At 41.3% G+C, this 11396-nt stretch carries 12 protein-coding genes; 5 read left to right on the forward strand and 7 right to left on the reverse strand.

Annotated features, from left to right (window positions below):
* Positions 1 to 725: 725 nt before the first annotated feature.
* Complete coding sequence (locus AACU25_RS11495) at positions 726 to 914, reverse strand: DUF2171 domain-containing protein (protein ID WP_096575693.1); 189 nt, start codon at positions 912 to 914, stop codon at positions 726 to 728.
* A gap of 23 nt (positions 915 to 937) precedes the next feature.
* The gene (locus AACU25_RS11500) at positions 938 to 1966 is read right to left on the reverse strand and encodes an RNA-guided endonuclease InsQ/TnpB family protein (RefSeq protein WP_339382015.1); all 1029 of its coding nucleotides are present in this window, start codon (positions 1964 to 1966) and stop codon (positions 938 to 940) included.
* Positions 1967 to 2501: 535 nt separating this feature from the next.
* Here AACU25_RS11500 and tnpA point away from each other — a divergent pair.
* Both tnpA and AACU25_RS11510 read left to right on the forward strand, forming a co-directional pair.
* Positions 2502 to 2906 carry an IS200/IS605 family transposase gene (gene tnpA / locus AACU25_RS11505; RefSeq protein WP_096583666.1) on the forward strand — a complete coding sequence of 135 codons (405 nt, stop codon included), beginning with the start codon at positions 2502 to 2504 and terminating at the stop codon, positions 2904 to 2906.
* Between the two features lie 540 nt (positions 2907 to 3446).
* On the forward strand, positions 3447 to 3656 hold the full coding sequence (locus AACU25_RS11510; RefSeq protein WP_096583668.1) for a hypothetical protein: 210 nt from the start codon (positions 3447 to 3449) through the stop codon (positions 3654 to 3656).
* Positions 3657 to 3703: 47 nt separating this feature from the next.
* Here the strand turns inward: AACU25_RS11510 and AACU25_RS11515 are convergent, their stop codons facing one another.
* The 5 genes from AACU25_RS11515 to hoxE form a co-directional block, all read right to left on the reverse strand.
* Positions 3704 to 4378: a glutathione S-transferase family protein gene (locus AACU25_RS11515; protein WP_096575695.1), complete on the reverse strand. Its 675-nt coding sequence runs from the start codon at positions 4376 to 4378 to the stop codon at positions 3704 to 3706.
* A gap of 394 nt (positions 4379 to 4772) precedes the next feature.
* Positions 4773 to 5576: an SDR family NAD(P)-dependent oxidoreductase gene (locus tag AACU25_RS11520; RefSeq protein WP_096575697.1), complete on the reverse strand. Its 804-nt coding sequence runs from the start codon at positions 5574 to 5576 to the stop codon at positions 4773 to 4775.
* A 219-nt stretch (positions 5577 to 5795) separates the two neighbouring features.
* Positions 5796 to 6212 carry a hypothetical protein gene (locus AACU25_RS11525; RefSeq protein WP_096575699.1) on the reverse strand — a complete coding sequence of 139 codons (417 nt, stop codon included), beginning with the start codon at positions 6210 to 6212 and terminating at the stop codon, positions 5796 to 5798.
* A gap of 510 nt (positions 6213 to 6722) precedes the next feature.
* Positions 6723 to 8369 carry a NuoF family protein gene (locus tag AACU25_RS11530; RefSeq protein WP_096575701.1) on the reverse strand — a complete coding sequence of 549 codons (1647 nt, stop codon included), beginning with the start codon at positions 8367 to 8369 and terminating at the stop codon, positions 6723 to 6725.
* 3 nt (positions 8370 to 8372) lie between these two features.
* A complete protein-coding gene (gene hoxE, locus AACU25_RS11535) occupies positions 8373 to 8918 on the reverse strand; it encodes a bidirectional hydrogenase complex protein HoxE (RefSeq protein WP_045874000.1) in 546 nt (181 codons plus the stop codon).
* Between the two features lie 773 nt (positions 8919 to 9691).
* Between hoxE and AACU25_RS11540 the strand changes: the two genes are divergently transcribed.
* From AACU25_RS11540 to AACU25_RS11550, 3 genes are all read left to right on the forward strand, one after another.
* Positions 9692 to 10390, forward strand: coding sequence for a GerMN domain-containing protein (locus AACU25_RS11540; protein WP_096575703.1), 699 nt, complete (start codon positions 9692 to 9694; stop codon positions 10388 to 10390).
* Between the two features lie 101 nt (positions 10391 to 10491).
* Entirely contained in the window at positions 10492 to 10668 is a 177-nt protein-coding gene (locus tag AACU25_RS11545; RefSeq protein WP_190445633.1) for a hypothetical protein, read from the forward strand.
* 208 nt (positions 10669 to 10876) lie between these two features.
* Entirely contained in the window at positions 10877 to 11284 is a 408-nt protein-coding gene (locus AACU25_RS11550) for a protein tyrosine phosphatase family protein (protein ID WP_096575705.1), read from the forward strand.
* The last annotated feature ends 112 nt before the right edge of the window (positions 11285 to 11396 follow it).

Here is an 11396-nt window from a genome sequence, read left to right on the forward strand (position 1 = left end):
TCAAAGCTGTATAAATACTTAGAATTCTCCGCTAACTACCAACCAAGTTCTACATTAGTTTGAAATTACTAAATGTAGAGCTTGGTTATTAGCAAATGACTAATTTACCCCTATATTGCTTAGGGGCATTCAGTTTATTACTACCTTTTTACTCGTGACATTATGGCACAAATGAGACAAAAGTTTAAAATAAATTTTTACAGCAAAATCTCAAAATAATCACCCTATATCAATTATTTTAATAGTCAATTCATAGAGATAATCTAACTTAAATTCTGACTAATATTAGCCGTCCGGGATTGTAAAGCAGTAATAGACAATAAAACACCCAGACAGAGTTTTTTAATGCTCAAAATGCTAGAAAATGCTAAATATTCAAGATTTGATTAAATTTATCTCCGCGAACCTATAGCTGCGCTCATAAATTAATTAAATGATTAGGGCAGTATGATTGATGAAGCGAAAAATCTAATGAAATGAAAGCACCAGCAAACTAACGCATAAATCCATACGCTTTGAAAAACATCACAAATTTATCTAATTCAGCAAAATTCTATCTTTATACAGTCAATTGTAGTGAAATTAGCTACAACAATTAATTATCTATTAAGAATCCAATTTGATTGCTGAAAAAATCTCAGCACGAAAACCTTTGGCACGGATGCGTTACGCTATCGCTAACGCATCCTACGTGAACTGGAATTTTTTCAGCAATCACATCGAACTCAAGCACCAGTCGGCTGTTCATTGAGCAATTCTGCGGCTACTTCGTCTACTGTTTTTTTGAGGTAAACAGCGCGTTCATCTATTGCTCTCACCCAATCAATGGGGAACCAGTGATGTTGTCCATCAGGAGCATTATTCTTGGTTAGCTTGACATATTTATTTCCTTCCACAGAATCGACATTGCCAATATGTTTGACACTCCCCCGACTGTTTAAATTTCGCTTCGCTTATTTAAACAAAAAGTCGGGGGATTCTTAAGAGTCCACAAATGAACTCGTAATGGCGTAGTCAACGCGCCTCTACTGACTCCACTGAGGTTAATCCCCAATGTTGCCGCTACTTTAGAAACAATATTCGCTGCTCCATTGGTATCTGCATTGATATACCAATTGTTTGCAGTACGGAATAATCCGCGTTTTACTCGCTTACCTGATGACTTCCACCCTTCGGGTTTTTCACCATATTTTGGGAGACTATCGCCATCAACAAATGAGGCAGCAGAAGTATTAGCTTCTTCGGTTTCAACAAAATCAATGCCATATTGTTGGCAAAGTTGAATAATACGTTCTTTGAGCTTGGCTGTAGGAATTTGAACAAATTTCTGATTAGCTTTACGTCCCATATTTGCATTGTCTTTTTGTCCTTGATTCCAACCAAAGACAATTCGACCAATGCTATTTTCTAGGCAGTGACTAATCACTAATCTTGCTGCTTTGTTTACAGCATCTCTCATTTGGCGGTTACGTTTTTCTGTGATTGCAGCTAGTTGCTTAGACCAGAAACCTTGCTCTTTATTCTCTTTTAGACTGGCAACTCGCTTGTTATACCATTGGTTGAGAGACTTAAGGTGCTTCCCATCAACAATGAAGCTTGTGCCAATATTACTAACGCAAGTCAACCAGTTGTCAATGCCATGATCAATCCCTAATACCTTATTTGCAGACAGTTGAGATTTGATATCCTCAACAAGAGGCAGGGGGCAGGGGGAAAAGGAGCAGGGGGAAATGACCCCTGACTCCTGCCGTGGAGCGGAGCGGAACATGGGTCTGATTCCCCCACTTCTATCAAGTTGCTCTCGTTCAGGTGGGGTCGAATCCCCATCTGAACTATCCCCCTTGCTCCCTGCTAAGAGCCCCTTTTCCTCTTTTTCAACGGGATAAACAAATTCGGCATAAAAACATCTATTTCTGGGTAATATCCTGAGTTCTTTGATATCTTCCCACTTTAAATTTGATGGCATTGGTAAATAAATTGCATCAATGCCAAACCAAGTTTTTACTTGATTCCCTAACGGTATTCTAATTCCATCGTCTGTTAGTTTTAACCAACGCTTAGGGTAAGTGACCGTGAATAATCCAGTTTTTCGATATTTTGGTAACGATGGTTTGTCTTGAAGTTCTCCGCGTTTCCAAAGTTTTGTTAATTCTTGGAATGACTTAAAAGCTTCTGCGACGTTATTACAAGTTTGCTGTGCTGAAGATACATACATCGCTCCAAAATGTTTATTCTTAGAGCGAACCATTTCAGCACATATTTCAGCCCGTTTAATTACTCTGCTAGTTTTAAAATAGATTTGTCTAGCGTAGTAAACAGAGCAGTTCCAAACTTTGTTTGATTCTGTGCATAGGTATTCAATAATAGCCTGAACATCAGGCGGAGCATGAATTAGCGTCTGTTGACATCCATACATAATTTTGTCGATATCTTTATACTAAACGACAGTATATCACAAGATAATGAGATTAAACATGATGATTGAAAAATGGCGAGACTTCATGCGTAAACAGACTTTTGAGTATCAGCACTATAATCACTCTGTAGGTTTGGCTATTGTTCATTTCGTTTTCATCCCGAAGCGTCGTAAACCAGTCTTGAAAGGTGAAATCAGAAATCGCCTTTATCAAATATGGCAAGAATTAGCTGCGGAGAAAAAATGGAACATCCGAGCTTTAGAAATTGCTCCAGACCATATCCACTTGTTTGTTGAGATTAACCCAACAGATCCAATTCATTTAGTTGTTAAAGCTTTTAAAGGAAGGTCTTCAAATTATCTACGCAAAGAGTTTCCTGAACTACTGAAACTACCTAGCTTATGGAGTAAAAGTTACTTTTTCAGCACGGCAGGTAATGTTAGTGCTGAAACCATCCAGAAGTATATTGAAGACCCACATCATTACTAGGCGACTAAAGTCGCACGGGTCGCTTTTCCGCCTCGCTCTGAAGAGACGAGGCGGAAAAGCTTCCCGCTATTTTCGGGTGTCAGATGCTCCTGATAAACCGCCAGGGCCTTCTGCATAGACTGGTAAATGTTCTTGAAGCTGTGATACATCCATTTTGTACCTCGTAATTAAGTTTGTAAAAAATCTGACCTTGCTCCTGCTGATTCGTTTTATCAATGAGCAGGTAGGGTTTTAGGCAACTTCACTAAATACGATAGTTACATTCTTAAAGACGTGCTTCGTTCTCCAGACAGATGGTATTGTACTGATATCAGTACTTCAAATGGCATACAGATCAGCTTTGTTCGTAGAGAAAATTGTTCGCTACTGATGGGCTTTGTTTACCTAAAAAAGGCTGTATTGATAAAATTTAAGATAATTCAGGTCAATAAAAAATTGAAACAATACCCTGTACAATTTTTATTTAGATTTAATAAATCGAAGCGACATATAAAACGACCAGTTAACTTTACTGCTGAGATGGTTCATAGGTATCAGGGTATGATTTCTCTAGATTATGATTCCATTCATCATGTAGATGAATTGCTGAGACAAATCAGGATTAAAGAAAGTCAATTAAAAATTGCACAAGAATCTAATATGGTCTACACGGCTCAAGCATTAGAAAAGCAAATATTAAAATTACAACAAAAGTTATCAGAATCACGAGACCCTGAAATTCATGCATTGATGAGTTTGTTAGATGATTGAAAATTTTGGTTGAGCAAATTTAACCAAATCAAAACTCATCCAAAAAATTATGCTGACAGCAGGTCGTAAGTACCGCCACGTTCCAGGGCGCGCTGATAAGCTGGTCGTGCGTGAATCCGATCTAGAAATTCCATAAGATGAGGGTGGCTGGCATTTAGCCGTCCTAGTGCATTAGCCGCTTCTAGGGGAAAGCTGACTTGGATATCTGCGGCGGTGAATTCATGGCCAGCAAACCACGTGCTTTTTTGCAGTTCCGCTTCTAGGTAATCTAGGTGCTGCGCTATCTGCGGCCCTAGAAAAGAAGTTTTGACACGTCCTGCGATCGCTCTGGCTATGGGCCTGGCAAAAAAGGGCATTGGCTCATGCTCGATGCGATCAAAAATCAGCTGAAACACCAGCAATGGCATCGCTGAACCTTCTGCATAATGCAGCCAGTAGGTATAGCGTAGTCGTTCTGGTGTATCCGCCGGAGGAATCAATCTGCCGTTACCATAACGTTCTACCAAATACTCAATGATGGCACCGGATTCCGCTAGGGTAAGCGCACCGTCGGTAATCACTGGCGACTTACCGAGTGGATGTACCTGGCGTAGCGATGCTGGAGCCAGCATAGTTTTCGGGTCGCGTTCGTAGCGTTTAATTTCGTACTCTATGCCGAGTTCCTCCAGCAACCAGAGTATACGCTGAGAACGCGAGTTATTTAAGTGGTGGACAGTAAGCATCCAATTATTCTCTTAAGTAGGGCGGTGTGAAACTAATACTAAATCAAATAATGTTAGCGAAACATCAATATATTCTAGAGGGCACAGCAATTGCCCCATAGGTGTCAACTTAACGTGAAACCCGCTTAGTTGCAAGGTTTCGCCCTCACCCCCAGCCCCTCTCCCACCAGGAGAGGGGAGCAAGAGATTCAATTCCCCTTCTCCCTGAGGGAGAAGGGGTTAGGGGATGAGGGCACGAGGTATTTGTACAACGCCCGCCCTATATAGCTTTTAGCTTGACACCACTGAGCAATGCCGTAGCCCTACAATCTGTCGCATTCTTTTTTCAAATTGGTATCAGCCAATTTTTAATTGTTGACTGCTGACAGTTAACAGTCAACAAACCTATGAGTAATTATTTATTGGCTGAACCTGGCTCACTCAGCTGACGGTGCTGTTCAGCATTTACCGTATCAGGTAAGACTTGACTCACAGCGCCCTGAAGTTTGGTTTTCAGGGAACCTGCAATAATATGATCTTTCCCTGACATCAGCGCCTCAAAACCTTGCTTGGCGACAACTGCCGGATTGTCCTTTTCTCCTGCACCTACTTTTGTGTCATCCATCTCCGCACGATGGAAAAAGTTGGTATCAGTTGGGCCTGGCATAAGGGCAGTGACGCTCACACCCGTGTTCTTTAATTCGTTACGTATTCCTTCGGCGAAAGATTGTATAAATGCTTTAGAAGCTGCGTAAACTGCCTCAAACGGCCCGGGCATGATGGCAGCAATGGATGAAGTGAAGAGAATTCGACCTTTACCATGCTCCACCATATCTTTCAGAACTCGTTTGGCGAGATGGACAGTTGAGACAACATTGAGGTTAATTAAATTCAGCTCATCCTGAAGGTTAGTTTCGCGGGCAAAGTCACCACCAACACCAACACCCGCATTAATTGCGATCGCATCTACTGCACGATTAGTTTCTTTAATTTGATTGTAGAGTGTCTCTACACCATCATAAGTTGCCAAATCGCACTCTACTGTTTTAACTTTCGCGCCCAAACTCTCAAAAGCTTTAGCAGCTTCGTTAATGCTCGCTCCAGTGGCTGTTACTAGAAGGTCAAAACCGTTTTGGGCAAACTGTTTGGCGAGTTCATAACCGATGCCATTGGAAGCACCAGTGACGACAGCAAAGGGTCGGGTTAACGAACTATTCATATCCTGGGAAATTCCTTTATAACTGCTCTATGCTTGCGTTTCGGTTACTACTCAACATTGGTAGCAACATTTACAATGCTAGAGAGGCAATAGTGTGATTACGTCTTACCCAGGGTACAGATGAGGAGGCAGGGGGGCAGGGAGCAGGGAGCAGGGAGCAGGGGGAGAATATAATTATCCAATGCCCTATGCCCATTTTTAAGTAAGTGACATTCCACCCTAAGCCGTTTGATTTTTTTTGAGTGCAACACCGCGAATTTTTGCAGCGATTAATGGGGCTAATATTAAGAGAACTAAACCAATGGGCATTAATCCACCATTTAACAAGTTGTAGTCAGCGGCGATTTGCTGCCAAGAATAGCCTAAAACAAAGCGTCCTAAGCAAATCTCAAAGCTCAGAGTTAGCAGCATCCACAGTATCCCAATGTTGAGCAATTGAGAGGTGCGGGTTGCATGAAGCCATTTCACAAAAATAGTTGCGATCGCTACTACTAAAATCGACCCGGTGAAAAATGATATTTGATGTGCCCAAAAATCACCTAATGCTGGTACTAGCCAGAAAGTACGAACAGTGCCATTTACGCTTTCACCAAGAATAAACACCAGCCAAACAATAATGCTTTTGAGGAAAATCATATTGTTTACCTCTAAAGTAATACCAATGGGTAATTGGTAATTGGTAATTGGTAATTGGTAATTGGTAATTGGTAAATATGGAAATTAAGATAGACAGATAAATTCTTTGTAGGGGCACGGCACCAATCATACGTGTCAACTTAAGTTCAAACGCTTATCCCACAAGCCTTTTACCCCTCCCCCTAACCCCTCCCCTTGCCAAGGGGAGGGGAAGTTTTGGCTTTAGACAAAACTGGGGAGGGGTAACGCGGATCTTGATGGTAGGCGATTTGAAGCAAAATCAAGTCATGATGAGGGTTTCACGTTAAGTTGACACCACTGGGCACCAATAAGATATTTGATATACCAAAGATTGTGGATGCCGTGCCCTACTCATCTCAGATTTGTTGTCTGCTGTCATGTTTTATGAGCCAAGAATGATGGTCATTTTTTGACTTTTGACTCTTGACTCTTGTAAAGACGCGGTTAATCGAATCTCTCCAAAAGACGCGATGAATCGCGTCTCTACAATTAAACTTTTGCGCCTTGTTTAATTAATGCTAAATACTCTTCTTTGAAATAACGTAATGTACTAAATACTGGATTGGGTGCTGATTGTCCCAAACCACATAGGCTGGTAAATTTCACAGTTTCACAAAGTTCTTCTAGCAAAGCTAAGTCAGTCATGGAGGCTTTGCCTTCACTAATCTTGGTTAATAAATGGTGCAATTGCACAGTTCCTACTCGACAAGGAATGCATTTACCGCAGGATTCATCCATACAGAATTCCATGAAGAAACGGGCAACATCAACCATGTTAGTGGTTTTATCCATGACGATCATGCCACCAGAACCCATCATTGAACCTAGTTGGGCAAGTGATTCATAATCTACTGGACTATTAAAAGCTGATGCGGGGATACATCCGCCGGAAGGGCCGCCTGTTTGTACGGCTTTGACTATACCGCCATTGGGTACGCCACCGCCCATTGTTTCTACAATCAGTTCCAATGGCGTTCCCATCGGTACTTCGATTAAACCAGTGTTAGTAATTTGACCAGCAAGGGCGAAAACTTTTGTGCCTTTGCTCTTTTCTGTACCGATGCTGGCGAACCACTCAGCACCTTTGCGAATAATTGGTGAAATATTGGCGTAGGTTTCGACGTTGTTAATTAAAGTTGGATATCCCCACAACCCAGACTCAGCTGGATAGGGAGGACGGGGTTCTGGCATACCGCGTTTACCTTCAATAGATGCCATTAATGCGGTTTCTTCACCGCAAACATAAGCACCTGCACCAATACGGATATCAACTTTAAAATCAAAGCGGGAGTCAAAAATTTGAGTGCCTAAAATACCCAAACGTTGCGCTTGGCGAATGGCAATTTGTAAGCGGTTAATGGCGGTAGGATATTCAGCGCGCACGTAGATGTATCCTTGCTCTGCACCGACAGCATAAGCTGCGATCGCCATTCCTTCTAAAACACGATGGGGATCGCTTTCTAAAATGCTGCGATCCATGAATGCACCAGGATCTCCTTCATCGGCGTTGCAAATTACAAATTTGCGATCGCCTTTAGCTTTAGCGACTGTTGCCCATTTCACCCCTGTGGGATAACCAGCACCACCTCTACCCCGCAAACCACTGCGAGTAATGGTATCGATGACATCTGCTGGAGTTTTTTCCCGCAGTACGTGATAAAGCGCTTGATAACCCTTAGCTGCAATATAAGATTGAATGCGTTCGGGATCGACTTTGCCACTGTTTTCTAAAACAATTGGCATTTGATAGGTAAAAAATGGCTGCGCTAAATCACCTTTTTGCACTGTGGTTTCGCCACCAGTTAGAGTGCCAATAATCGAAGGTGCATCTGCTGGTGCTACTTTTTCGTAAAGCGTACCGAGGGTTTCTTCGGCAACTGGTTTATCTACTGAAGATTGTTTAATTTCTCCCTTGACTTCAACTAATGGCCCTTGACAGCACAAGCGCATACAACCAACGCCAGTTACTTGCACTTGTGCTTCTAAACCTGCAGCTGAGACAGCTGCATCCAAACTTTTCTTGACAGCTTCGGAATTAGCAGACAGACAACCCGCCGCCATACAACAGCGAACTTGCACTGGTTTCTCAGAAGCACGTTCTTTTTGGCCAATTTCAACTAATTCAGCTAGATCCATGTTTTAGCCTTCCTTTGTGCTTTCTGCGGTGCAGTGGTGTATCCATTCATGTACTGATTCAGCAGTTTGATTTCCTAAGACAGCGCCATCAAAAACTACAGCTGGTGCAATTCCACAAGCACCTAGACACCTTGCAGTTAACAATGAAACTTGTCCATCAGGTGTGGTTTCACCTGCGCGAATGTTGTCAGATTTTTCTAACTCTGTCAAAATCGCTTGCGCGCCTTTGACGTAACAAGCCGTACCCGTACAAATCACACAACTATGTGCGCCACTTGGTGCTAATGAAAATAAGTGATAAAAAGTTGCAACACCATACACTCGGCTAGGTGGCAATTTTAAACTTTGGGCAACGTAAATTAATACATCTGTTTCTAAATAGCCAAAGAGTTCCTGTGCTTTATGCAGAATCTCAATGAGTGCATCTTGTTGATACTGATAGCGTTTAATAGTTGCATCCAGCATCTTAAAGCGTTTATCACCACTAGCGTGTGTTGCTGAAGATGCTGTTTTGCTGTTTTTCGGTTGAGCAGCAGATGCTGAATTCATAAATTTGAGCCTTTTGTTTAGAAGTTCTATATAGCTTCCGCTACCGTGTCAAGCTGCTCTTAGCCTGACAGTGAAGTTATATGGGAATAATTTGAGGAACTTGTGAGGATGGGGGAATGGGGAATGGGGACTGGGGATTGGGGATTGGGGATTGGGTAATGGGGATTGGGTAATGGGGAATGAGTAATGGGGATTGGGTAATGGATGTTGGGAAGTGTCAATAATTGTTAATTGGTGTTGGGGTTGGGTGTTTGGTGTTTCTTATTTACCCTTATCTCTCATCTTTCTCATCCCCCTAGGCCCCCAGGGCTGATTCATTCGATAAGGTATGTATTTTGTCAATATGATTGGCGATAAATATTCGGGCAAAAGTCATGAATTATTGACCATATTGATGCCTAAGATTGAATGCCAATTGAATACCTTGCTGATTTTTCATCTCCTGAACCCTTGATTTTTCAAGGCTTTTAGGGAATGAAACAGCCCTGCCCTAGGCCCCAGTCCCTAGTCCCCAGTCCCTAATCCCCAGTCCCTAATCCCCAGTCCCCAATCCCCAGTCGCCAGTCCCTAACCCCCGATCCCCAATCCTCACAAGTTCCTCAAATTCTTTGCTTACCTTGAAAGTAAAGCCGAGATTGTATAACTCCTTGAGTTACGCCAGACATAGGAATTCAAAATTCAAAATGCTAAACATATAAATTTTGGATTCTAGGGTAGCTAGAGGATTGCTATTGCAAAAATTCTTTAAATCAATCAGTTTGCAGGAGCTAGCTATGAGAAACCAACATAATCATTCTGTTCAACATGAATACCTAATTGGTTTTATGCTACTCCTGCTCATGGTAGTTGGAGGAAGTGGTTTGTGGGCTTGGCAAACAACAAAACCTGCCAATTCACCAACTAATCCTTCCCAATTAGATAATTCTCCGGCTTCACAGGTTCCACCCAATGTAGTTTCGCCACCCAAAAAACAAACAACAGTTACTAAACCAGCAGTAAAATTAGCGCCGAAAGTTCAACCAGCAGCAATACAATTACAACCTCAAACTTATTGGGTAAAAGTTGAAGGTACAAAAATTCATTTAGTGCCGCAATCGGTTACTGTTCAAGATAAGGCTTCTAAAGAAGTGGCTTTAAAAGCAGCGCTGAATAATATGCTGACCAATCCTCAAACTAATAACTTGAGTACTACAATTCCTGCTAATACGAAGTTATTAGGGTTGCAAATCACCCCCACAGGAATTTATGTAAACCTGTCAGGTGAATTTGCCTCTGGAGGTGGTACTAGTTCAATGGTTTATCGAGTTGCTCAAGTTTTGTACACAGCCAGTAGTCTAGAACCTAATGCTCAAGTTTTTATTTCTATAGATGGCAAGCTACTGGATGAAAGTTATCCTCTTGGTGGTGAAGGTATTACTTTGAAAGCACCTCTAACCCGTAAAGAATTCACTGAAGATTTTTCTATTGAATGATGAATGATGAAAGTATCTTAAACAATTATTATCTTTAATAATAGATACTTGCAATTTCATTCTCTGAGTTAAATAACTGTTTTGTACTCTGGAGAAAAATTATGTCTACTACAACTAAAATTGGGCAAATCTTACAGGCGATTGTTGAAGTTCCGCAACAAGTGATTCGCTATATCTCTACTGGCGCGGCTAGAGCTTTTACACCAAGTAACGATAATTATCCAGCTACAGGAGTACAACCATACGAAGGCGATCCTCCTGAACAAAAACATTTTTAATTCCTTGGTGAAATGGATTAAAGGATAAATTTTATGTTGCTGGGATTTACCACAAAAAAACACCCTGTATTCTACCTGATCAAGCTCAAGTTTAGGGTTAAGAAAGCAACGTTTTGGTGTGGGAATTTTATTCGGCAATGTAGGGTATTTTACCAGACTTATATCTCAATTCTTTAATTCATTATTCACCGCTTGGGAGGAGGGAGGGATGGACACAATCAGAAAAATTAATAACGAATTAACTATTGCCGGACAAATTGATTCCGAAGAATTAAAAAAGCTTGCTGATGAGGGCTATAAGTCTGTACTAAATTTGCGATCGCCTGACGAAATGGGTTTTCAAAGCAGCGAGCAGCTTTACGCTCAGTTACTGGGATTACATTATGCTAATCTGCCAATAAAACTGACAGAAATTAATTCTCTAAATACAGTCCAGGTATTTCAAAAAATTGTTGAACTACCCAAACCAACAGTCATACATTGTGATAGCTCCGTGCGGGCGATCGCAATGGTATTAATGTATCTGGCTACCAGACAAGGTATGTCTTTAGAACAAGCGTTTAAACAAGCAGAAAACTTGGGTTTATTAGATGATGCCATCAAGGTAAGATTGTGAGCAATAATCTATAGGTAAAGTTTGATTTTTCATGCATAGGCGTGAAATTTACTTTATCTGTACAACCTTTTTCAATAATTACTTATCCCAAGCATAAAGTCATGGGATAATT

This window comes from Tolypothrix tenuis PCC 7101, assembly GCF_963874875.1.
Lineage (GTDB): Bacteria > Cyanobacteriota > Cyanobacteriia > Cyanobacteriales > Nostocaceae > Aulosira > Aulosira tenue.

Excerpts from the sequence above, each read along its gene's own strand:
- AACU25_RS11500 (WP_339382015.1), bottom strand. The coding sequence starts at position 1,966 with ATGCCATCAAATTTAAAGTGGGAAGATATCAAAGAACTCAGGATATTA.
- tnpA (WP_096583666.1), top strand. The coding sequence starts at position 2,502 with ATGCGTAAACAGACTTTTGAGTATCAGCACTATAATCACTCTGTAGGT.
- AACU25_RS11510 (WP_096583668.1), top strand. The coding sequence starts at position 3,447 with ATGATTTCTCTAGATTATGATTCCATTCATCATGTAGATGAATTGCTG.
- AACU25_RS11515 (WP_096575695.1), bottom strand. The coding sequence starts at position 4,378 with ATGCTTACTGTCCACCACTTAAATAACTCGCGTTCTCAGCGTATACTC.
- AACU25_RS11520 (WP_096575697.1), bottom strand. The coding sequence starts at position 5,576 with ATGAATAGTTCGTTAACCCGACCCTTTGCTGTCGTCACTGGTGCTTCC.
- AACU25_RS11525 (WP_096575699.1), bottom strand. The coding sequence starts at position 6,212 with ATGATTTTCCTCAAAAGCATTATTGTTTGGCTGGTGTTTATTCTTGGT.
- AACU25_RS11530 (WP_096575701.1), bottom strand. The coding sequence starts at position 8,369 with ATGGATCTAGCTGAATTAGTTGAAATTGGCCAAAAAGAACGTGCTTCT.
- hoxE (WP_045874000.1), bottom strand. The coding sequence starts at position 8,918 with ATGAATTCAGCATCTGCTGCTCAACCGAAAAACAGCAAAACAGCATCT.
- AACU25_RS11540 (WP_096575703.1), top strand. The coding sequence starts at position 9,692 with ATGAGAAACCAACATAATCATTCTGTTCAACATGAATACCTAATTGGT.
- AACU25_RS11545 (WP_190445633.1), top strand. The coding sequence starts at position 10,492 with ATGTCTACTACAACTAAAATTGGGCAAATCTTACAGGCGATTGTTGAA.
- AACU25_RS11550 (WP_096575705.1), top strand. The coding sequence starts at position 10,877 with ATGGACACAATCAGAAAAATTAATAACGAATTAACTATTGCCGGACAA.